14 protein-coding genes are annotated in these 23,578 nt (G+C 60.8%); 5 read left to right on the forward strand and 9 right to left on the reverse strand.

Annotation, left to right across the window (positions count from 1 at the left end; all coding sequences use genetic code 11):
• Positions 1–50: 50 nt before the first annotated feature.
• Positions 51–4,118 carry a beta strand repeat-containing protein gene (locus SINAC_RS30870; RefSeq protein WP_015249476.1) on the reverse strand — a complete coding sequence of 1,356 codons (4,068 nt, stop codon included), beginning with the start codon at positions 4,116–4,118 and terminating at the stop codon, positions 51–53.
• 551 nt (positions 4,119–4,669) lie between these two features.
• Between SINAC_RS30870 and SINAC_RS30875 the strand changes: the two genes are divergently transcribed.
• Positions 4,670–6,712, forward strand: a complete 2,043-nt coding sequence (locus SINAC_RS30875; RefSeq protein WP_015249477.1) for a class I SAM-dependent methyltransferase — start codon at positions 4,670–4,672, stop codon at positions 6,710–6,712.
• Positions 6,713–6,868: 156 nt separating this feature from the next.
• On the opposite strand, the gene SINAC_RS30880 is transcribed toward SINAC_RS30875, so the two are convergent.
• Entirely contained in the window at positions 6,869–8,893 is a 2,025-nt protein-coding gene (locus SINAC_RS30880; RefSeq protein ID WP_015249478.1) for a YjhG/YagF family D-xylonate dehydratase, read from the reverse strand.
• A 228-nt stretch (positions 8,894–9,121) separates the two neighbouring features.
• Between SINAC_RS30880 and SINAC_RS30890 the strand changes: the two genes are divergently transcribed.
• On the forward strand, positions 9,122–9,385 hold the full coding sequence (locus SINAC_RS30890) for a GlsB/YeaQ/YmgE family stress response membrane protein (protein ID WP_015249479.1): 264 nt from the start codon (positions 9,122–9,124) through the stop codon (positions 9,383–9,385).
• A 178-nt stretch (positions 9,386–9,563) separates the two neighbouring features.
• Positions 9,564–10,019 carry a DUF4112 domain-containing protein gene (locus SINAC_RS30895; RefSeq protein ID WP_020466348.1) on the forward strand — a complete coding sequence of 152 codons (456 nt, stop codon included), beginning with the start codon at positions 9,564–9,566 and terminating at the stop codon, positions 10,017–10,019.
• Positions 10,020–10,314: 295 nt separating this feature from the next.
• Here the strand turns inward: SINAC_RS30895 and SINAC_RS30900 are convergent, their stop codons facing one another.
• From SINAC_RS30900 to SINAC_RS30940, 7 genes are all read right to left on the reverse strand, one after another.
• Complete coding sequence (locus tag SINAC_RS30900) at positions 10,315–11,328, reverse strand: hypothetical protein (protein ID WP_015249481.1); 1,014 nt, start codon at positions 11,326–11,328, stop codon at positions 10,315–10,317.
• 396 nt (positions 11,329–11,724) lie between these two features.
• Entirely contained in the window at positions 11,725–12,192 is a 468-nt protein-coding gene (locus SINAC_RS30905; RefSeq protein ID WP_157579415.1) for a group II intron maturase-specific domain-containing protein, read from the reverse strand.
• Between the two features lie 127 nt (positions 12,193–12,319).
• Positions 12,320–13,573 carry a group II intron reverse transcriptase/maturase gene (gene ltrA / locus SINAC_RS30910; RefSeq protein WP_015246860.1) on the reverse strand — a complete coding sequence of 418 codons (1,254 nt, stop codon included), beginning with the start codon at positions 13,571–13,573 and terminating at the stop codon, positions 12,320–12,322.
• Positions 13,574–14,127: 554 nt separating this feature from the next.
• The gene (locus tag SINAC_RS30920; protein WP_052334752.1) at positions 14,128–14,994 is read right to left on the reverse strand and encodes a reverse transcriptase domain-containing protein; all 867 of its coding nucleotides are present in this window, start codon (positions 14,992–14,994) and stop codon (positions 14,128–14,130) included.
• A 661-nt stretch (positions 14,995–15,655) separates the two neighbouring features.
• A complete protein-coding gene (locus tag SINAC_RS30930; RefSeq protein WP_015249482.1) occupies positions 15,656–16,390 on the reverse strand; it encodes a ferritin-like domain-containing protein in 735 nt (244 codons plus the stop codon).
• An 825-nt stretch (positions 16,391–17,215) separates the two neighbouring features.
• Positions 17,216–18,547, reverse strand: coding sequence for a DUF1501 domain-containing protein (locus SINAC_RS30935; protein ID WP_015249483.1), 1,332 nt, complete (start codon positions 18,545–18,547; stop codon positions 17,216–17,218).
• Positions 18,548–18,606: 59 nt separating this feature from the next.
• Positions 18,607–21,177 carry a DUF1549 and DUF1553 domain-containing protein gene (locus SINAC_RS30940; RefSeq protein WP_015249484.1) on the reverse strand — a complete coding sequence of 857 codons (2,571 nt, stop codon included), beginning with the start codon at positions 21,175–21,177 and terminating at the stop codon, positions 18,607–18,609.
• A 282-nt stretch (positions 21,178–21,459) separates the two neighbouring features.
• On the opposite strand from SINAC_RS30940, the gene SINAC_RS30945 reads away from it, so the two are divergent.
• Both SINAC_RS30945 and SINAC_RS30950 read left to right on the forward strand, forming a co-directional pair.
• Entirely contained in the window at positions 21,460–22,455 is a 996-nt protein-coding gene (locus tag SINAC_RS30945; protein WP_015249485.1) for a zinc-dependent alcohol dehydrogenase family protein, read from the forward strand.
• A gap of 697 nt (positions 22,456–23,152) precedes the next feature.
• Complete coding sequence (locus tag SINAC_RS30950; protein ID WP_015249486.1) at positions 23,153–23,509, forward strand: hypothetical protein; 357 nt, start codon at positions 23,153–23,155, stop codon at positions 23,507–23,509.
• Positions 23,510–23,578: the final 69 nt, after the last annotated feature.

Below are 23,578 nucleotides of genomic sequence, written 5' to 3' on the forward strand. Positions count from 1 at the left end.
CGGTGGCCTAACTGGAATACCCACCCCCATCAAGTCAGGAAAGGCGAAGCTTAGCCTTTTCTCGCTCGGCGTTGAAGCAGTCTCCTACCGCCTCGTGCCGGAGACGACGCGACGGATGCTGCCGTTTGAACCTGGACACCTTGGACGAAGGTCGTCTGATAGTCGGATCCCGTTCTTACCCTCGCCTCACCATTATTCCCGTCCAGGAAGTTACCCGCCCGGTCGGTCAGACCACCGGGAGCGGTTCCGATCACGCGGAGACGGAAGGCGGTATTCCTTGGAAGCGGCGATGCGAAGGTCAGCGTGACGATTCGGTAGATGTCGTCATAAAGCACACTCGCAACCGGGATCCGAGCCCCGGGTCGCGAGTTCCGCCTGATGGCTGTGACGATGTAGTTCGCCGGATTCAAAGCCCGTTGCGAGTCGAGATAGGTCGTGAAGGTCAGTCCGATCGCCGTGATCGTTCCTGCCGACGGGTTCGAGAGAAGGCCGACCCGCTCAACCTGCGGGCCTTCCGACAACTCGCGAACCTGCACCCCTCCCAAGGTGTTAAACCGAATGTCGTTGCCGTTGGGCGAGGACGACGGGGCCATGAAGTTCCCGGGACCCGAGTACAGGAAAACGCCGAAGGTGTTGCCCAGACCACGGGCCCCCGCGCGATTAGTCCCGATGAAATTACCGAGAAGCGCGTTGCTCGTGGCATTGTCACCCAGGATCTGAACCCCGATCGAGCGATTCCCGGCCACGACATTGCCGGCCCCGGGCGTGCTTCCCCCGATCAGGTTGCCCGATGCGTCGTTGATGAAGATCCCTTGCGCATTGCCAAGCCGGTCTGTCCCTTGGGCATTCGTGCCGATGAAGTTCCCTTGAATCACATTGCCCGACGCAATCCCTGGAGGGTTGAACATCGGTTGGCCGTTGAAGACCGTGGCATCATTGAAGATCTGAATGCCAACTGACGCATTCCCCGAGATGAGGTTGCCCATTCCGGGAGCATCGCCGCCAATCAGGTTCCGCGCTGCGCCCAGGATGACAACGCCCTGGAAGTTCGGCACGGACGCGGTCCCCGTGACGTCGGTGCCGATGTAGTTGCCCCACACGCGGTTGAACATCGTACTGCTGCCGACCAGGTTAATCCCGATGTTGCGGTTGCCCGAAATAATGTTGCGTTCCGCCGGGGTGAGACCACCGATTGTGTTGAGGTCGATATTCTGGATCTGGATCCCGTTCCCGTTTCCGACCGCCTGAGTGCCGGAGAGATCGGTACCGATCCGATTGCCCACAACCCGATTGCCTCCGATCCCCTCCAGCAACAAACCGATCCCGGCGAACCCGTTGATAACCAACGACTGTACAGTGGAGTTCCCACCGGCGAGCGTCAATCCGTTGGCGCCTGCACCGGCCCGGCTCCCATCGATCTCGATGAGCGGTTCCCCTTGGAACCCCGGCTGGCTCGACCCGTCAATGAAGACCGAGTACGCAATCACGGGCAAGGGGCTGAGCAAGGTGATCCGATGCGGCCCCGCACCCGGGATCCTGAAGATAATCGTCGTCGGGATCTGATCGGCATTGACGTCTTCGATCACTGCCCGAAGCGAGCCCGGGCCACTGTCGGCATCCGTCGTGACAATGTCATTGCTGAGGACCGTGGCAGTGGTCTTGACCGTCGTCAAGACACCTTGGGGATCCCGAATCATCACCGTCACGATGTAGGGAAGCCCCGGGGCCGTCTCCCTGAGATAGAGGTGCGAGCCATTGACCAGGAAGCTCCCCTCCCCCTCGGGAACGATCGTTCCCGCCGAAGGCGCGGTGCCATCACCCCAGTCGATGACCGCAGTGAAGCCCGATTCCGAGGTAAAGTACCCAGAGCTGGGTGTGATCAAAGCAACCGACTTTGTAAACGTATAGTCCTCGGTCACCGTGATCGGCAGCGGAGTCACGACGATGTCAGGGGAAGCAATCTCGGCGCGGCTCGCGATCGTGGTCGAACCGCCCCCCACGTCCGACACGGCAAACGTCACGCCTCCGATGGTCGTGATCGACGTGTAAGGCTGATCGACGACGAGAATGCTGACAGGGTAGCTTCCCGGGTTGGCGAACGTGTGCGTGCCAATCACATCAAACGGAGTTCCAGCCCCCCCAGCTTGGCTCACGACGCCTTGGGTGGACGTGCCATCGCCCCAGTTGATCGTCGCGGTGAACTGACTGGCCGGTTCGTTGACATCGGCGTCGGAGAACTGTCCAACGACGGTGTTCGACAACGGGTAGCCCGCGAAGCCGCTGATCGTGGTCGGAATCGCGGACAATGGAGGATTGGCCGCGTTGGTGATGTTCACCTGTTCGATGTTAGCCAGATTGATCGTGGGGAACGCCCCGATGTTGACGGTCGTCCCCGTAAAATTCACGGTTCCGCCCCCCGCATCGATGTTCAGGGTATCAGTCCCAGTTCCCCCGTTGAGGAAAAGGCTCCCCCCTGCTCCAAGGCCCGAGGGGAGAACAGTGAATTGGTCATTGTTCCCTCCCGAGTTGATGGAGGTTGATACCCCGGGAGCGGTGGCCAAGATATTGATCTGGTCCGCGCTTTCACTCGACAGAATCGTCAGCGAGGCCAGCCCAACCGCCGCCTTGGTCGTGTTCAGGGTAATCCGCTCACCAGCACCGCTCGGGGAACCGTCGCGAGTCAGGTCGAGTTGGACATTCGTCTTGTTGGCGAAGTCGATCCGCTCGAAACCGACCGGGGTGTCACCACTATTGATTTCGGTCGTCTGAAATCCCTGCGAGATCGGTCCGTCAATGACGTTGAACACAACCGCGCTACTCGGCGAGACAAAGGTAAAATTGGTCGCGGGAACCGTGTCGATGATCGGGCTTAAATTCAAAAATTGAATAGACGAATGCGTCCCAATACGTGAATCATCCAGTGAAATGAATCCATCGGTTGAGTTGGTCGCCCCGTACATTTCGTCGGTAAACGACCCACCCATCAGCACCAACGTATTGAAACCAGCGTTGCCATTGTAGAGGATCCCTGAAACCGATGGAATCGGGTTACCGCCCGAGAAGTCGACAGTCAGCGTATCGGCCCCGGAACCACCGAGGTAGCTGATCTGCGAGAGACTCGTCGTTCCGAACAGGATCGGCTGCTGCGTCAGCCCGGAAATCCCACCCTGAGCGAGCGTTGCGCGAGCATCGGCGGTCGAGTTCGTCCCATCAAGGATCAGATTCGTATTCCGCGAACTGCCCAGAAAACTGAGTGCTCCGCCGATCGCCGGTCCGAGCGCGACCCGAACCGAGTCGATCGGTGCAGTGGGGGACGCCCCACTCTCGTCAATCACCAACGCGTTCGTCGTCCCAAGAATCGCGAGCGAATCGGATCCGGCCCCCGGATTGATGCGCGTCGCCGCACTTGTGTCGTTGACAGTGAAGGAGTCGCCCCCGCTCCCGCCTCTGATGTTCAACTGGCCGACTTGCCCCGAAGTCCAATTAATCGGCGAGGGCGACGCACCCGAGACCGAGGCGGGAGCGATCGTCCAATTCCGCCCCACAGTGCCGCCTGAATCGTCGAGCGTCAACGACGTCGGAGTCGTCTGCCCCAACTGGACGCCGATGGTCAACGGCTGCCGGATCCCTTGGAGAGTCGAGGGGCCACCCGTCGGTGAAGTGCCGGCGTTGACCGCATCAAACCCGGTCACCACCGTGGGCGCGTCGATCGATCCGATCGTCAGGTTGTTGACTTGTGCATTGCTCGAGGATATTGCCAGCCTGGTGACCGAGGACACAGGGCCGGTCACCGAATTGGTGCCATCGCCGGTCCATCCAAGCGATATCGCCGACTCCGACAGGCTGATCGTCTGGAATTGATCAACCACCGTATAGTTGCCGTTCACGCCGGTGGAAACGATCGACAATTCATTGGTCGCCCCCCCGCCCGTGGACTCGACATAAGTCAGCGGGCCGGCCGCGGAGGTGCTGGAAGCCGTGATATCAAGGAACGATAGCAGGCAGCGACGCTCGAGAGTCTCGAACATCGCGCCATGCCCCAAAACGCGACGCGGTCGTTCCCGCTTCAAACTTTTCCATTCGGAGGGGTTGTTACGCCAGTCATAAAAAGAAAGCATAAATGAATCTCGTAAAAAAATTCGACTCTTGAGGGGTCAACCACTCTCTCTCCAACCGCGAACTCCGACAGACCTCCGGCGTCAACATCGACAACCGACATACCGGCTCGCGAGCAGAAGAAGGCGCAAGAATGAACGCCCAGCCATAGCAAACCGTGACGTCGGCACGACCGAATTATCCTGCAACCCAACGAACCATGTCACGCAAATAACTCGAGCCCCTTTAAAATCCCCATTCTCATTAAACCAAAGAAACCGCGCAAGCTTCAAACTTGCCACGAATTTCACACATTGCAATTTTCTCGCATGCAACCAAGCAGCTATGGCTTACCTTGAGCGTTTCACAAGGGCAAGGGGCCACGCCTCTTTTAAGTCATGAAACGAAGACGCGTCCCTTGCGACCGCACTTCTCAACTCGTACTCTTGGAGCCGTTCGCACTCCAGGTCCGTAGCACCACTAAAGTCCTCACTGCGACATCACGATCCGTGACAAGACCGATCGGATCCATCCCTATTTCCTGAAACCAAGTCAACAGTTATCGAATTCGATCATGGCCCGACAATTGATCTTAGGACTTGGCGCCGGCCAATGTGGTCTCGAACTCTTCTCTGACATCCTCGGTCGGCAACCGTATACCCGCGTCAATTGCCAGCAGCCACCGCTTTTGCCGTGGAACCGTGTCGAGGGCGTCCCTGGAATCCGCGACCGGCTCACGAGACTGCTCGCAACGACGAGGGAGCGTTTCGTCGGCGACGTGGCATCGTTCTACTTGCCCTACGTCGAGCAGGCCGTCGCCTTCGACCCAACGATCCGCATGGTCTGCCTGAAGCGACCCGCCGACGAGGTCGTCGCGGGCTTCCTGGCCGCATTGAACCAGGCCCCGCGCACTCCGGTCGACCATTGGGCCGAGCACCCCCAGCCCCCGTTCGAGCACCACCTCCTCTGGTCAAAGACGTTCCCCAAGTACGACGTGGTCGACCGCGAGTCTGGCATCCGCCGATATTGGGCCGAATACTATGCGATTGCGGACGAGTGGAGCCGTCGCTTTCCGGAGCAATTCCGCGTCGTCGACACCGAGCGACTCACGACCGCGGACGGTGTCCTCGACGTGCTCTCATTCTGCGGATTCCCGTGGTCCGACCAGGTCGTGGTCACAGGGAAGAATCCGGCCGTAAGGGTCCATCCGGACCCTGGGCCTCCGCCCCATCCGTACCCGAACCCTCTCGATCCGCGGCGGTGCGTCGTCCTCGTTCCCTTCTCCAGCTTCATCCAATCGGACTGCGAGCAGGCGCTCAAGGAACTGGAACGACGTGGCTATCAGGTGCGTCGCGTCGGCGGCTTTTCGCAGATCGACCAGGCACGGAATCTACTCGCCACCGATGCGCTGCTCGAAGGCTTCGAGGAGACCCTCTGGATCGACTCCGACATCGCCTTCCACCCGGATGACGTGGAGAAACTTCGGCAACATCACCTCCCGATCGTCTGCGGTATCTATCCCCAGAAAGGGAAACATTCCCTCGCCTGTCACATGATGCCGGGCACGCCGTCGACGGTCTTCGGTAAGGATGGTAACGTCGTCGAACTGCTCTACGCGGCCACGGGGTTCCTCCTCATCCGCCGGGAAGTCTATCTGTCAGTTCAACGGGAGCTGGACCTTCCGACCACGAACGAGCAGTTCGGCAAACCAATGATCCCGTTCTTCCTGCCGATGATCCGGCCTCATGACGAAGGTTCGTGGTATTTGGCGGAGGACTACGCGTTCTGCCACCGGGCGCGCGATTGCGGGTTCAAGATTTACGCCGACACGTCGATCCGGCTCTGGCACATCGGGACCTACCGGTACGGTTGGGAGGACGCCGGGCTCGACCGGCCTCGGTTCGCCTCGTTCACCCTGAACTTTAAAGACGGTGGCGTCGGCGATCCGCCCGTGGCGACCGCCGACGCCAAGCCGGCCGTGCTCGAGTTCCTCGCCCGCCACCCCTGGCCCAGCGAGAAGCCCAAGGTGCCGCCGCCGCCAATCCGCAACTGGTTGTTTCCCTCGACCCAGGCGGTATTCGAGGAGACGATCCCCCAGGACGCCCGGGTCATCGTTGAAGTCGGCTCGTTCACCGGTCGTTCGACCCGCTTTCTCGCCGACCACGCCCCGACCGCGCTCGTCATTGCCATCGATCACTGGCGCGGAAGCCCGGAAATGGCGAACGACCCCGAAGTCGTTGCCTTTCTCCCTCGGCTCTACGAGACCTTCCTCGCCGAGTGCTGGCTCTTCCGCGACCGGGTCGTCCCGGTTCGCCGCTCGTCGCTCGAGGGACTCCGCGAAGTCGCCGACGCCGGCCTTCGGCCCGACGTCATCTTCATCGACGCCGACCACTCATACGAAGCAGTGCGTGCCGACCTCGCGTGTGCACTTGATCTCTTCCCCCAGGCTCGGATCATCGGCGATGACTGGAATTGGGGAAGCGTTCGTCAAGCGGTCCAAGAGGCCTGCCGCGCGCGTCGTCTGCAATGCGAGGTTCACGGTGTCGGCTGGCGGATTCTGCCGGTCGGTGGGGCCGAGGCCATCGACAAAACGCCCAAAGACACAGGTCACCTTTGACATGAACGACGACAAGATCACAAACCTCTTGGATTACGGACCACATCGCCTCTCCAGGATGTAAATCCAGAACAACGCCAACCCGAACCTCAAAGTGCAGAGGGATCCCCCGCAACGCCGCGATCATGATGACCCGGGAGCGCGGGGCCGCAAGTTTCAGGGGGTCTTCTCAACAAGAGCCGGATTCGGCCGGTTCGACGACCCTGCTTGAAGGGCCGCGATGATTGCGTCCGGATCGTAGACGCAGCCGCCCCATGTTCCTCCGCCAACGGCCTGCAAGGCGGCCCAGAGGCGTGTGTCGTCGGGGAGGTCGGGATCGGGCGAGAGGTTCGGATGAGGAGAGCGCTCGGCGAGGATCCGACTTCCTTCCAGGCAATCGAACTCAACCCCATCTGCGCCCACCAGGTCGACCGTACCTTCCAGGCGAATCCGATCGACGACGATCCGGATCAGGTCGCCGTCGCGGACCCGGCCGATCGGTCCGCCGGCCAGCGCCTCGGGACCGATGTGGCCGATGCAAGCGCCCGTCGAGACCCCCGAGAACCGGGCATCGGTCAACACAGCAATCTCCTTACCGAAGGAGAGGTGCTTGAGTGCCGACGTGATCTGATAGATCTCTTCCATACCGGCCCCCATCGGGCCACGCCCGATCAGGACAAGGACGTCGCCCGCCTTCAAGGGGTGCGCCCCCTGCCCCTTGATGGCGGCAATCGCGTCGTGCTCGCGGGTAAAGACGCGCGCCGGCCCCGTCTTGCGGTAAACACCGTCGGGGTCGACCACCGTCGGGTCGATCGCGGTACTCTTGATGACCGACCCTTCGGGTGCGAGATTGCCCCTCGGGAAGGTGACGGTGCTGGTGAGACCGTACTGGTGGGCCCGCGCCCGGTCCATGATCACGTCCTCGGGGTCAACGCCATCCATCGCGACGAGCTGCTCACGAAGCCGGGTCCGGCGCTCGCTCGCTTGCCACCAGTCGAGGACACGGCCAAGCGGCTCGCCCGTCACCGTCATCGCAGTCTCGTCGAGCAGGCCCAAAGCCCTCAAATGGAGCATGACCTCGGGGACGCCTCCGGCCAAAAAGGCACGAACCGTCGGGTGATAATGGGGCCCGTTGGGCAGGACGCTGACGAGCCGTGGGACCTTGACGTTGATCGCATGCCAGTCCTCAACCGTCGGGCGAGGCAGGCCGGCGGCAAAGGCGATCGCCGGGATATGGAGCAAGAGGTTGGTCGAGCCGCCGAACGCGGCATGAACGGTCATCGCGTTGCGGATCGACGCCTCGGTGAGAATGTCGCGTGTGGTCGTTCCACGCGCCGCCAACGCCACCAGCGCTTTGGCCGACCGCCGGGCCATGTCGCGCCAGATTGGCTGACCCGAGGGGGAGAGGGCCGAGTGCGGCAAGGCAAGACCGAGCGCTTCGGCCACCACCTGCGCCGTGGCGGCCGTGCCCAAGAACTGGCAGCCTCCCCCCGGGCTGGCGCACGCGCGGCAGCCGAGTTCGGCGGCTTCCATCAAGGTCAGTTCGCCGTGCGAGTAGCGAGCGCCGATCGATTGGACCTTGCCGGCGTCCTCCCCTTCACGAGGGGGGAGCGTCACCCCGCCCGGCACCAAGACGCCGGGCAGGTGGCCGGTTCCCGCCAGGGCCAGGAGCATTGCGGGGAGGCCCTTGTCACAGGTCGCAATCCCGAGAACCCCCTTCCGCCTCGGCAGCGATCGAATCAAGCGACGGAAGACGATCGCCGCGTCATTGCGATAGGGAAGGCTATCCATCATCCCAGGAGTCCCCTGGGTCCGGCCGTCACAGGGGTCGGAGACCATCCCGGCGAACGGCGCCTTGCCAAGCAGGGTTAGCTCCTCGGCCGCCTCCTGAACGAGCAGGCCGATCTCCCAGTGTCCCGTGTGATACCCCAGAGCGATCGGCGTTCCGTCCGGAGCCCGCAGACCCCCTTGAGTGCTCAGGATCAGGAACGGGTCGCGATCCACCTCACTGGCGCTCCAACCCATCCCTGCGTTCTGACTGAGCCCAAACAGATCGCCGGAGGGCCAATGGCGAAGCATCTCGTCGGTCAGAGGGAGTGCCCCCGCCGGCCCCTCGGCTTTCGACTGCACTTCGAGGGTCGCGGCGTCGGTGGTCTCCACGATATCGGCGAAAGAGATCGATTGATTCCGGGCGCTGGCCATGGCGTACGACTCGAGTCAAAAAGCCTATAAATGATGAAGCCGACCGATTTTCGACAGGCAACGATTTCACGCCTCGATCAGAGCAGGAATCCTCACGAGTCGCAACCGCTCTCCGGGCCAATCATGGAGTATTGGCATGGCGTCTGCATAAATGTCCTCATGAAGACCGTCTTGGAGACGGCAGACTATGACGAATCGACCACCGACGCCTAACCCGAGGAGTTCACCATGATGAGCCTGCTTGGCTGGATCGTTTTTGGATTGATTGCAGGGGGGATCGCCCGACTCCTTCATCCGGGCCAAGACGCCATGGGGACACTTGGAACCCTGATGCTCGGCGTTACCGGGTCGCTGCTCGGCGGTGGTCTGGCGTACGTGCTCAAGCTTGGCACGTCGCCTTACCAACCGGCGGGGTGGATCTTCTCAATCATCGGCGCCATTATCTTACTCGCGATGGGCTTTTTTGGTAGCCAAACGCGCTCGATCCCATAACCCCGTGAGTCGGGACGCGTTTCCTTCCCTACATCGTGCTTGGACCTTGGTCGCGGTCGGGCGAATCCTTCGCCCGACCGTTTGGTTCTTCACTGACAGAACGCAAAAAAAAGAAGGGAGAACGACCCTGCCATCGCTCAAACCGACGATTGAGCCCAAACGCTCACAACCACCAGGCATGGAAGGGCTCGAGCAGCTCGCCTGGCTGATGGATCGGGCCTTCCAGATCCCCGGAACAAAGATTCGGGTGGGACTCGATGCCCTCCTGGGACTGCTCCCCGTGGGTGGGGATTTTCTCACCGGGATCGTTCAGGTGGGTCTTGTGCTGGTCGCCCTCAAGCGCTATCACGTTCCCAAGCCGGTCGCGGCCCGCATGGCCGCGAACGTGTTGCTTGACACGACGCTGGGGTCGATCCCATTACTCGGCGATCTCTTCGACGTCGCCTTCAAAGCCAACACGCGCAATATCAAACTGCTTCAGCAAGTTGCCGAGCAGAGGCAGCGGAACGAGGCGGTCTCATCGAAGTCCTCCATCCTGTTCCTCGTCGGGCTCGCGGGAGTCCTCTTGCTCGCCCTCGGCCTGGTGTTCATCGGATTCGTCACCGTCATCGCCTGGTTGGTGAAACGACTCTGATCCTGGCCTCCGAGGGTTGAGAATCGGAATGAAATTGCTACGTCTCCCCTCCCCTGGTGCTCAGGGCGGGTCGCATTGCCGATCCACTGGAGGAAAATGGGGGAGACGTTTGGCGGTGTTCTTTGGGATCCGATTTCGAGACGGTGATGAGGCTGTCCGCCCAGTATGGCTTGAGAAGAGCTCCCCGATTGCGGCCCAGGAGTCGACCAGCAAGCCGTCGAACGATCGAGACTTGTCCCGGAAGGCCGTTGCCTGAACGGCCTCGAGAATGAAAGACCAACGCGACGAGGCAGCGTCAGCCCCCACCTTGGAATCGGATCTTCGAGAAATCAAAAGGCTTGCCAAGCATCTTCTCCCACGCGTTCTTTTGTTCCTTCGTGAGAATCGCGTCGATCTTTTGGGATGCGCCCTCGCGAACCTTCTTGACGCCTTCACGACGTTTCATTTGTACGTCACGCATTTTCGAGAGTTGAGCGCGAATTTCCGGGGTGTCGAGTTCCGGAAGACCGGTTGCCGGCTTCTCACCGGCAGGCGTCGCTTTTCCACTCGCGAGCTCTCCCGCAGCCGAGGGAAAGAAAAAATTCCCCAGTGGGGAATCGCTCACGACGCCCTCTCCGAAGAATTCGTCTTCGACGGGAAAGAGCCCATCGACCGCGCTGGCATTACTCCCCACTGCACCTCCTCCGGGTGCCCCCTTTCCCTCTGCTGAGCGCGTCCGGCTCCCGCGACCGATCTTGCCGGACGGAACCGTCTCGATCGATTGGCCTTGGCCCAGGACCGGAGCGGTTGGAGCACTCGGCATCGAGCGGACGATCTCCTCTCGCGCCTCGTCAAGGATCGCCTTGATCTTCTTGTTTTGGGTGGGAGTGAGCTTCAGCTTGGTCGCAATGTCCTTCCTGACAAGGGCCAATGTTCCGATCCGTTGCAATTCGAGTTGGGCTAACCGATCCTCCTGGCGCTTGGTCAGGGTTTTCGAGACCTGGGAATCCCACAGGCGTGGGAGACCGTTCATCGTTGTCTTCGTGGCTTCGAGATCAGTCCCTTCTCCACTCTCCTCGAACAGCAATTCGCCTTTCCTCTGCGTCAACGTCGAGGCCAGACGCTTGATTTGAACCTCTTGCTTTTGGGTCAAGCCCAGGTCTTTCTGAATCTCGGAGTAGAAAACCAGAGCTTGCCGTTCAAAACGAATTGGCTCACGGGAGCCGCCTGGCTTCGACGTATTGTCTTGAGCGCGGCCGAACTTGGCGGAAAAAGCAAGAAGAAGTCCGAGTGCAAAGATCAAGGGTAATTTCAACATCGATGAACTCATCGAATGAATCTCCTGGACACGTTTGATGACAGCATACGAAAATTTCCTCATGAACCAATGCCTGAAAACCGCAAAATGGCTCGCCAAGCAAGGTCGCTTCAGAACGAGGATCCTCTCGGTCGATCGTTAAAAACGGTCAAAACTCGTTCCGGCGGCTCACGCATATCGGCAGGCAGTTCGCCCCTTGAAACAGGGCTCCGAATCAATCACAATACAAAAATATTTATTTTATACATGTCATTCTTCTAAACTTTCAAATCAAAAATTCAAACATGCCAATTAACGCAAACCATCAGTAGAGTCGAGGGGTGGCGCGGTGGCTGACGCTCTGTTTCCACTCCCCCGCTCATCGAACCGGACGGGCCATTTTCTGGCATCCGGCTCTCGGACAAGAACTCACGCTTTCGCCCACGGAAAGCTTCGGGGTCGCTCGCTCAAGCGGACCAGGCCCAGCACGTCGTGCAGGTACTGATCGGGGAACCGTGACGTCCCCCGACTCTTCAGCTTGTGCTTCCGCCGAAGCCACTGGCGGAGCCGATCCCGCGCGTGGCGGTCCACGGCTCGATACGCGGGACTGACCGGGCCGAGACAGAAATAGTTCGACCAACCCAAAAGCATCCGGTTCAGTCGGGCCACTCGGTCTTCGACGTCCGTCCAGAACCATCTCCGGCTCGTCTGGTCGCTGATCTCCCGTTTCAGGCGGTCGATCTTCTTCGCCGAGGGACGCGTCCCGATGTAGGACTGGCCCGTCTTCGGCGACCAGCATCGCCCGATCGTATACCCCAGGAAGTCGAACGTTTCCTCAGGGACACGGCACAACCGCGTCTTCGTCTCGTTCACCGTCAGCCGCAGCTTCAACATCATGCTCCGCATCGTGGCCATCGCTTCGGCAGCGGTGCCACGACAGCAGATCACAAGTCGAGTAGCCCGGGGGAATTGCACCCCCAGGCCCTCTCGGATCCGGACGGGAGGCTCTCGCCTCATCCGGCTCTTATGATCCAGTCGCTGGTCGAATCCCGATCTGCCAGAGAACCAGCAGATTCGGATCGCGTCGCGCCACTTGACCCAGCCAGTGGGCTGCGTTGATGGAGTGACGCCTCAACCGTTTGTATTTCCGCTGCGCCCATTTGACCAAGACACGCTCCAGGTGTCGGAGAACCGGAGTGAGCGCCGACCGGTAAAACCGACCGTAGTAGTTCACCCACCCTCGTACCGAAGGATTCACAAGCCCCGCGATCTCCTCCAGAGACTGATTGTTCCGGATGGCGGCCAGCCGCCAGTCTCGGATCGTCTCGCGGATCGCATTGGCGGCCTTGTGGCTGATCGCTGGGATGAAGCTCACGAAGAACTTCCCCCATCGATTCTTGGCCCGCCGGGGCCGAAAGGTGTAGCCGAGGAAGTCGAACTTGATGTGTTCATGCTGGCCCCTCCGGTCATCGTCCTGGCAGTACACGATCTTGGTCTTCTCAGGGTGAAGCTCAAGACGGCACTCCTTCAGACGTGCCCGGACCGCTTCGAGCACGTGTTCCGCTTGAGCCCGGCTCTTCGCGTGAATGATCACATCGTCCGCATAACGCGCGAAGTGGATGTCCGGAAAGCTCCGGGCCATCCAGAGATCGAACGCATAGTGCATGAAGAGATTGGCCAACAAGGGCGAAACAATCGACCCCTGGGGCGAGCCCTTCGTACGCTCTTCTCGACGACCGTCCTGCTTCTGAACGGGGGCTTTCAGCCACCGCTCGATGTACAGCAGGACCCATGGTTCGTTCACGTGATGACAGACTGCCTTCATGACTAGTTCATGATCGAGATTGTCAAAGAAACCTTTGATATCCAGATCAATCACCCAGTCGGACCGCCAGCACCGCTCCCGCGCGGCGGCCACCGCATCCAGCGCCGATCGTCCGGGTCGATACCCGTAGGAGTCGGGATGGAAGTGCGGCTCCACCAGCGGCTCCAGATGCATCTTGACGACCATCTGAGCCACGCGATCGCCGACCGTGGGAATCCCCAGCGGCCTTGAACCCCCATCGGCTTTCGGGATCTCCACGAGCCGCACCGGCGGTGGAAAGTAGCTGCCCGAGGACATCCGATTCCAGATCTTGTAGAGGTTACCCTTCAAGTCGGTCTCGAACGCCTCGATCGACTGCCCGTCCACCCCGGCCGCCCCGTGGTTCGCCTTGACCTTCAGGTAGGCCTCGTAGACCACCTGTTTGGAAATCGCGTAAGGCTTCGCTTCAGGCATCGGTTCCTCCCATCGCTGGTTGACTTTTGCCTCTCGCGTGGGCCTTGACGCACGACTTCGCTTCCGGCATGAATTCCTCCCATCGCTGGTTGATCCATCCCTTGGCTGAACCATTCAACCCCTTCGCTCCACCCGCATTACCAGGCTTCAACGCTACTACGGGTTGATCCGCCCCTGTGCCACGCATCGGGACTTTGACCTCGTGGGGCCTCCACTTGGGCATCTCCCTTGGCATCGTGACGACAGGTTCCCACGTTCCCCGCGAGAGCCTGAACCGAGCTCGCGCCACCTTTACGCCGGTCACCATCAAGGCCGTAAGCAGGTCCCGCCTTGACTGCATCCCAGGCCAACGACTGGAGCCTGGTTTCGATGACGTCCCTACGCTTTCGACGCCTCATCGGTGGTTCACTTGCGTTCGCCTTCTCGGTTCTTATCTGACCGGTTCAGACCGGCCTTTTCCCGAACGCTCACGACCAGGACTCTTAATCCAAGCCGCTTCGGGTGATTTGGAATCTGGTCCTGCAACCCGATCCCGAGGGACCTACCCTCATCTCTCACGCAGCATGGCGTTCCGGGACGCTCCTGAAAGTCGTCCTTTCACACCTTCGTGGCGCACAGTCATCCGCATAGTTGACGACATGAGCGTCGAGCCGTTGTTCGTGTCCGAGGAGCTTCCAGCCCACAATGAACCGACGCATATAAATGTTAGCGAGTAACGGTGACAGAGGAGACCCTTGCGGGCTGCCCCGGCCCTCATCCTTGTTCCGAGTCGTTCGGCGCGTCCGACCCCGATCGTCGGTCTCTTCCACCGGGGCCACCAGCCACATCTTGATCAGCCCCAGGAGGTGCCGGTCGCTGATGCGTCGTGACAGCGATTTCAGGAGCTCCGAGTGCGGGATACTGTCGAAATAGCCGGACAAATCGGCGTCCACCACATCATTATGCCCCATGCTCACATGCCCATGGACCTGCCTCACAGCGTCCAGGGCACTGCGGCCCGCCCGGTAAGCGTGTTGTTCCGGAGGCAGGTCGGCCTCGAAGATCGGCTCCAAGACCAGAACCACCGCCATCTGCACCACGCGGTCCCGGATCGTTGCGATCCCCAGCGGCCTTTGCTTCCCATCCGGTTTAGGGATCAGGACGCGGCGCACTGGAGACGGTTGATACGTGCGATCCCTCACCTCGGTCGTCAGTTCGTCGAGCCATCGGTCGCGGCCGTACGCCTCAATGTCCTCGAAGGTCTGGCCGTCCACCCCCGGGGCGCCGTCGTTGGAGCGACAACGCAGGTAGGCAAACTCCAGGATATCCTGCCGATACACCTTGTCGTACAACCGATAAAACCGATACCCCGGCGATTCCTTCGCTTTGGCATGCAGCGTCGTCTGGAGTTTCTGAACCTTCGGTGGAGGTGTGAGGCTCATGCCAATCTCCCGGCTCTCATGCTCTTTGTGACGCTGGTCTTGAACTCAGGCCCCTTCCCTCGACCGGCGTTACCCGGCGTCCACGGTAGTACGGGCCTGTCCGCCACCCCAGTCGGCCCGGCCAGTCCCTCGCGGGCGTCCGGTTGGAGGTCACGCGCCTCCGCCAAGTGGGGTTTCCCGTGTTGCAGGCGTCTCCCGTTTGTCGACATGCCGTTGCCATTACCCCGGTGGGATCGCTGGGTCAGATCGCTCATGGGACGGCCTATTCCACCCGTTTCCCTGTTCATCAGCGACGACGGCCTTCCCCGATGTATTGGCGGGTCGGCTCCCACGTTAAACCTTTCGAGGCCTGCTCAGCATTCACTCGCGTTACGGCCTGTCGACTCGCTGCGCCGCCAGGCGGCACATTTGTCTCGAAGGCTCCGACGGCTTCGTTACCTCCACCGCCGCTCCGATAGCTTCCGGCCGGAGCGATTCAGTTGGCCGGGCGGGACTTGCACCCGCTGGGAAGACACTGCCTTATCACGGCGCACAATTCAAACAATTTTAATTTCCAAAATATATGTTAAACCAATTCGCAATATGCAATAAAAATCATGAATCCGCCATTCAAACCGAAGTGGCTGAGTCTTCAGCCACTCCGGGAATTCCGTCGCCGGTCTTAACGGAAGAATCGCTGGACATTGAGGTTATAGAATTCAGCCTCAAGATCTTCGAGCAGGAGAGCGAAGTTCAGGATCGCAATGTCATTGGCGTCGGTGCGGAACAAGTTATACGAGGGGGCGACTCCCCCGTTGAGGCTTGCGATGAACGGAGTCACGTTGTTGACCACTTCCTCCTGGGGCATCGGAATCTCGAACGCCAGTCCAGCCGGCACCAGAGGAAGATTCTCGAGCGCATTGATATAGGACGCGTGTCGCCCCTCGACGAGGGCGATTCTGGCCGCCGCGCTCAGATAAACGGGGTTGTTGATGAAAGGCGCTGCCCCGGTGTAAGCGCGAGCCCCCGTGTTTTCGAAGGCAAAGGAGAGCGCAACGAACTGGTCAACGTTCGCTGCGGTCAGATTCTTGAAAGTGGCTTTGGGACGAGCGGCCTGCCCCAAGGCATTCCGAAGATAGGCCACATGCGTGTTTTCGTCCGCCTGAATCTCCTGGAAGGCTCTTCGATTGTAGCCAGAGTAAAGTTCCGGGAATGCGGCTGAGGCCGAACGGCCGGTTGCCAAAGCAGCCCCGGCGACCACGGCCGTGGTCGCCATCCCCCGTCCCATGAAATGGCGGCGTGACGAAACCGTTCGTCCCTTCTGGGAGTCCTCTCCCTCGCGGGGCTCCACGGCATGAATTGCCGAGGCCTTGTTCATCATCTCTTGCAGGTCGGTTGAGGTTACATCGTGGTGCATCGATCATCCCCTTTCACAATCGACTCGGTGGTGCATAACGAGATGAGTCGGCCGTACGGGCCGGAGCGATAGTCCCGGCAATCTCAGTGCCGTTATGGACAACAAACTTGCATTTTTTACAAATTTCTTCAGCGGCACTTCGATCCGGTTGACGAACGGCCAGTAAAACGTCGTGATGGAATCCACCAACCGGATCATTCGCTCTGACAATTCAAGGAATCGCGTGGCTTGGGCTCGGTTACGTAATTCTTTTCTTTGTCAGGACAAATCATGAAAATTTTCAATAAACCCAATTTTTCTTATTTATACGCAACAAAAAATCATGCACGTGCGATCACGTCGAGGTAACGTGACGAGGAAGAGTATTCGGAGGCAACAGGCGGGATGTCGATGTGACAAAAAGGGAGGAGAGGAGTCGGCCCAGCCAACCCATTCGGGCCCATCTTCCGTCGTATCTTGAACGACGAGCTATCGAAGACGGAGGCCCCTGTTGGTGTCCCTCAGCCTTTCGCAGGTCGCCTCACAACGCGTCTCGCAGCCGATCCCAGGTGCCAGCTTGCTTCGACAGCGGTGTTCCGTCGGGTGGCTCTGGGTTTGTCGCGCAATCACCCACAATTCAAATTCTTTAAGACAAAATCAAGAACGCACACATTACCGTTCTGACCTGTCGATTCTTTCGCAATCCCAAAGGGACAACTGTTCCTCGAAATCGGAACGGTCAAAAAAATGCCAACATTAATCAATGTCTAAATTTTCACGCAACTCCCCCACCGTGGTTGGGGGAGTTGCACGGTCGTGAATAACCCTGGGGGGTGCCGGCCGTCTTCAGAGCAATTCGCGAGGCGCATTGCCGCCATCGACGAGTCGGATCGGCCGGCCATCCGGCGTCTCGAACTGAAGGTTGGGGTCAATGCCAAGAGCGGTGTAGATGGTGGCGGCGAGGTCGGCCGGCGTGACGGGCTGGTCGGCAGGGGCATCACCCCCCGCGTCGGTCTTGCCCAACACGAGGCCGTGAGGCAGACCGGCCCCCGCCAGCAAGGCGCAGTTGGCGCGACCATGATGGTCGCGACCCGCGTTGGCGTTAATCTTCGGCGTTCGGCCGAATTCCCCCATCAAAACGACGAGCGTGCGGTCGAGCAATCCGCGCTCCTCGAGGTCCAGCAACAACGCTGACACCCCCTTATCGAGCGGCGGTGCCAGCGTGTTTTTGATCGTCGGGAAATTCTGCTGATGGGTGTCCCAGCCGAGCGGTCCCATACCCCGATCGTTGAGTGTGACGAACGAGACTCCCGCTTCAACCAGGCGACGGGCCAGCAGGCAGGACTGCCCCAAGGGGGTCCGGCCATACCGGGAGCGAACATACTCAGGTTCGGCGTCGAGCCGGAACGCGGCCTGCGCGGCGCTTGAGGTCAAAAGGTCGTACGCCTGGTCGGCAAACTGGTCACGGCTGGCGGTCAAGGGAGTCGGCGACACTTCATGCGCGAAGGCGTCGAGCGTCTTGACCATCGAGCGACGGCGGCGGAGCCGGTCGAGCGTCACCCGGTCGGGGGGAGTGAGGTTGCTCACACGAAAGCTCGGCTGATTGGGATCGCCCGTGACCGCAAACGGGTCGTAGGCCGGAGTCAGGTAACCGCTCGACGAGAACAAGGGGGCGTCGGGGACCGCCACGTACGGCGGTAACACCCCTTGGTTCCCCTCACGAGCCTTGGCCACCACGCTGCCATAACTGGGATAGACGACTGACGTCGACGGCCGATAGCCCGTCAGAAGATGGTGCGCAGCCCGATCGTGGTCGGCCTCCGGTGACGTAACGCTCCGGATCAAACTGACCCGGTCCATCATCGTGGCAAGCGTCGGGAAGACTTCGCTGATCTTGAGCCCGGGCACAGCCGTGTCGATCGGCTTGAACTCTCCTCGGACATCCGCCGGCGCATCGGGCTTGGGATCAAACGTGTCCAGATGCGAAGCCCCCCCCGCCAGCCAGATCAAGATGCAGTTGCTGGCCCGCTCCGTCCCCTTCGCAGTCGCCCCATAAGAGAGCGTGCGGAGCCGAAGCAAGTCGCCAAGTGCCAGCCCCGAGACCCCGAACAGACCGGCTCGCAAGATGTCGCGTCGGCTCGGGCCGCGGCACGGACCTTGGTTCGCGGAGTGAGACATGGTCGAGGCTCCCCAGGGCAGATGGGTGGTTGAGGAAAAGAGGGCGCACCGAGCCGGACTCAATGATTGAAGGCAAACTCACGGGAGCCGAGTAAGGCCCAGAACAGGTCCTCGGCCGTCTCGCGCAACGTGGCCGCTTGTTTGAGCTCGACCACCCAGTGCGACGACTCCTCGGCGGTCGGTGGCCGACACAAAGTCCGTAGATAGAGGTTCTCGACAATCTCCTCGGGCTCGGGCTGAAGGTCGAGGAGGTTCGCCAAGTAGCCGTTGAGGTGCGAGACCTTCCCCTCGATCACATCCCCCCCGATCATCAGGAGCGATTGCCGTAAGCTGAGCAAGGGGGTCGAAACCGACGAACAGCCGTTCGTCCGGGCACAACGGCCAAAGGTCTCGAGAATCGTACTGGCGGTGGCAGGGTCGGTCACGTCGATCGCCCGCGTCCCCGCCGCCCGGTTCGGGTAGCGATTGGCCACGTCGGTCACCTGGGCCAGGGCATCCGCCATCTGGTGCGCACTCAACGGGCGGGGAAGGTGATGCGAGAACAACCGAGTATCACGCTCATTGCCGGGGACCGTGGCGGACGAGCAACCGTAGACCCGAGACGTCGCGATCGTGCGCACCAGGTCGCGAAGATCAAACTTGTGTGCAACGAAATGCTTGCCGAGGGCATCGAGCAGCTCAGGATGCACCGGGGGATTCGACCGACTCAGATCGTCCGGAGGATCGGCAATCCCCTTGCCGAAGAACTGCGCCCAGGTCCAGTTGGCCATCGCGCGAGCGAAATACGGGTTGTCCGGAGCGGTGATCCAGTCGGCAAGCACCTTCCGAGGGTCCTCGTCCTTCGCCACTTCGACCCGTTTCTGATCGAGCAGCCGAGGCTCAGCCCGTTTTTTCGTCCTGATGTGCTCGACTTGGCCATCGGGATTAATCTTGACGATGGTCTTGCCCATCATGCCCCCGCCCCCGCCGCCACTCCGCTGGACCTTCGCAAAGCAGGCGGCCAGGCCGAAGTAGTCGTCCTGGGTCCAGACGTCGAACGGGTGGTCGTGGCACTGCGCACACCGCATCCGAAGCGCCAGGAAACGCTGGGCGGTCTGCTCGGCCTGGGTCTTGGCGTCGGGTCCGTCGAGCGCGTAGTTCGCGGGACCACCATCAAAATCCTCGGGTTTCCCCGTCGCAGTCAGCAGCGTACGAACGACCACGTCCCACGGGGTGTTCTCGAGCAAACGCTCGTCGATCCAGGTCTGGTATCGGGTGGCCCCGTTCCCAAGCCGGGCCGTGCTGATCTGGAGCAGGTCGCCAAGCTTGATCCGCCAGAACCGCACAAAATCGCGACTCGCCAGGAGTTGGTCGACGAGCTTGGCTCGCTTGTCGGGATTTTCGTCCGCAATGAACCGGCGAACCTGCTCCACCGAGGGCTGCTCACCGGTCAAGTCGAGGGAAACCCGGCGCAGAAACGCCGAGTCGCTCGCAGGCGGACTGGGAGGAACCTTGAGCGATTCCAGGCGTTGGATGAGCTCGTCATCAATGAAGTTCGCCCGAGGCAAAGCCGCGAAGTCAAACTTCAGGTCGGGATTAATGACCGTTGCAAGCCTGATGTTGACGACCTGCGACTGATAACGCACGATCAGGTCGGTCTCGGCGCGGCGAGGCAGGCCCACCTTCCCCTTGGAGTCGATGCTGGCGGCCGAATCATCGTTGACTCGAAACGTGGACAACCGGGTCACATCGCGCTGGTGCCCGTCAGCGTAGGAGGCGAGCACCCGGACCTGTTGAGCACCCGGTTCTTCCAGACGAACATGATTCGGTTCCACGGCCAGGCGGACGAGCGCACCGTGCGTGGTCCCTCGACGTATGGGCGCACCGGCGGCCACCCAGCTCAGCAAGGTCTGATACTCGGGCGACTGGACGGAGAACCGAGGTCCGCCGCCGTGTGGTATTTGCCCGGTTGCCTTCTGAAGCATGAGACTCTGCGAAGGGGCGAGCAAGGAAACCCTGCGCCCGGCCTCGTCCCGAGTCAACGCCTGGTGGTCACCCACCGGATCATAGCCGAAGAGGGAGAGGTGGAAGCCGTTCTGGCCCCCCCCTTTGCCGTGGCAGGCCCCCGTGTTGCAGCCGGCTCGTGTGAAGATCGGCACGATATCCTCGCCGAAGTCCCAACCTCGGTCGGAACCTGCGTCGACCTTGACTGTCGTCGTGGCCTTCGCCCCTGCCAGGCTCGCGGTGACAGTGGCCTGGCCCGGCCCCACCGGCTGCAAATATCCCCCCGAATCCACCGTCACGACCCCGGCGGGCTCCACCGTCCAGGTAAAGCCTGGCGTAACGTCGAGCAGAGTGTTGGCGGCTCCCGTCCTGTGCGCAAGGAGTTGCCACCCCGGATCCCCCGGCGCAAGGGTCAGGGTCGCCGGAGTCAACTGAAACGACGGCGAAGCGGTCGCTGCGAATTTCGCTCGCGAAAGGCTCGGAACGTCACAGAGAGCGTCCGTGGGAGCCGCCTTCTCGACCAAAGCGGTCGGAGCCATGGGAGACGATGGTGGTGGCCCCGCAGTGGGAGTCGCGGTCTTCCCACACCCCGAAATTCCTAACAGGACGCACAAGAACGCGTTCCAGCCATGTCCCCGACGGGTCATGAGTCGCACTCCCTCTCCGTCGATCGGGAAAGCCGCACACCGAGGAAATGACAAACGTCGTCGCTATTGAATGATCCTAATCCCCTAAGACCAGCCTTGCAAGAGATGCCTCAAAAGTCGACGGCAAAATCATCGTTGGATTCGACCGATCGGCTGACGACGAAACGAGTCCTGACCGTCGGGACGTTTCCCGGATGTGATAGGGTGGATATCGTAAACGGCGCATCGCCGTGCGGCCATTGCGGAGCCGCTTGCATCCGTCGAACGATTGAGACTGACCCAATGAAAGCCGTCGTATTTGAGCAGTTCGGCGAGCCCTCCGAGGTACTTCGGGTCCGGGACGTGCCGATTCCGGAGCCTGGACCGGGCGAAGTCCGGGTCAGGATGATCGCCAGCCCGGTCAATCCATCCGACCTGCTCGTGGTTCGTGGCCGCTACGGCGTGCTCCCGAGCTTGCCGTCCACCCCAGGCTTCGAGGGGGTGGGGGTGGTGGACAAGGTCGGGTCGGGCCTGCTCGGTTGGCTGGTCAAGGGGAAGCGGGTCACGGTCATCAACCACAAGGGGGGCAATTGGGCTGAGTACGCGGTCATCCCCGCGCGCCAGGCGAGGCCGGTGGCTCAGGACATCCCCGACGAGCAGGTCGCGTCTTTCTTCGTCAATCCGGCCACGGTACTGGCGATGGCGCGACACGTCCTCGCGGTCCCGAAGGGGGAATGGTTGCTTCAGTCAGCAGCGGGCTCGGTGCTGGGCCGGATGATGATCAAATTGGGCAGGCACGACGGCTTCAAGACGCTCAACGTCGTCCGTCGCCGCGAAGCGATGGCTGAACTGCAAGCGATGGGCGCGGATGCCGTGATCTCGTCCTCCGACGGCCCGATCGCCGACCAGGTCCGCAAAATTGTGGGATCCGAGGGGGTGAAGTACGCGATCGACCCTGTGGGGGGGGAGACCGGAACCGGGGTCTTCCAATCGCTTGCCCCGGACGCACGCATGCTCGTTTACGGCACGCTCTCACAGCAACCATTACAGATCGACCCGAGGTTGATGATTGCCGGCAAGCGCATCGTCGAAGGCTTCTGGCTGGGCCACTGGATGAGAGAGCGGAGCATCCCCAGCGCCCTTCGCCTCTTTCGCGAAATCGCCAACCTCATCCGTGCCGACGTGCTTGCCACCGAGATCGGCAAGTCGTTCCCGATCGACGCAATCGGTGACGCTGTCCGCGAAGCCGAGCAAGTCGGCCGCCATGGCAAAGTGCTCCTTCAAACCGGAAGCCGCTGATGGCATCCCACCAGCCGGCCCGTTGAGATTCTCCTCGCCTGCGGTGGCTTAGCCAATCTTCGTTCGGAATCGATCACAGGGCAAGCGACCAATGGGCACCTGGGGGCCGCGCACGGCCCCCAGGTGCCCAAAATGTGAGCAAACACGCAGGGAAACCGCTCGAGGGAGCCCACATTTTTTGAATCGACTCGATTCAAATCCAACAAATGCCGCTTCTTTGCAATCGGTGCCAATCATGCGCGCAGGCGGCGTTTCTTCTTGGGATTTTTCGCGGAATTCATTCGCCATGTAACAGGGCGCCGGGTACAATCCGGTGTCGAGATTGAGGATCGGTCCCGCCTTTTTGTTGTGCTCTTTTTACGCCGGCTTGCATCGCGGATCCTGGTGACATACCCCTCCGGCATCTCCTCACTTGGGTAACTCGCCGCCTGCGGCACCGACTTCAATCTTGCCTGCCTCGGGAACTCCGATGGACTGGTTCGAGTTGCCTGGGGATTTCTCAAGGCATAAGATTCGCTATAGGGGCTGGTTAAAAGATACCGAACCTTCTGACGAATCCATCGAATAGCCATTACCGTTTCTGAATGACATCCAAAACGTGATTCCGCACTTGGTACGAAGTCCCGGTGACTCGTTGGGTTCCGACACCACGGTGTCAGCCCTTGCACGAGGGTGGCGGGCGGGGATTCTTTGAAAAATGAGTATGTCAGAATCAACCGGCGCTCAGGATTGGCGAGCCGTTGCCTGCTTGGCTCCTGGTGGCGAACGACTTCTCTGTGTGGGTGAGAGTTCTTCCCAGGTCCGCGCCGCTTACGCTGGAGCGTGGGGCGAGGTCATTCGCGACGAAGATCGTCCCACGGTCCGCGCCATCTCCCTGCAGCGCTGGGCCGGACAGGCCTGGGCCGGAACCTGGGAACACCAGACCTATCTCGCCGTCCCCGCCACCCGGGGTGGCAAGGCCAGCGCGAGCGAAACGGGTGAAGCGGTCGCCGCCGCTCCCAGCCCCGACGCTGCCGAGGTTGAAGTCGAAGTTGAAGTTGAGGACGAAGCCTGAGGTTGCGAGGTTCTCCACCCGCTCGATTGTTCAAAAGTCCGAGACGATTCTCTCGGTCTTTTCTTTTAT

It is taken from the genome of Singulisphaera acidiphila DSM 18658, from assembly GCF_000242455.2.
Lineage (GTDB): Bacteria > Planctomycetota > Planctomycetia > Isosphaerales > Isosphaeraceae > Singulisphaera > Singulisphaera acidiphila.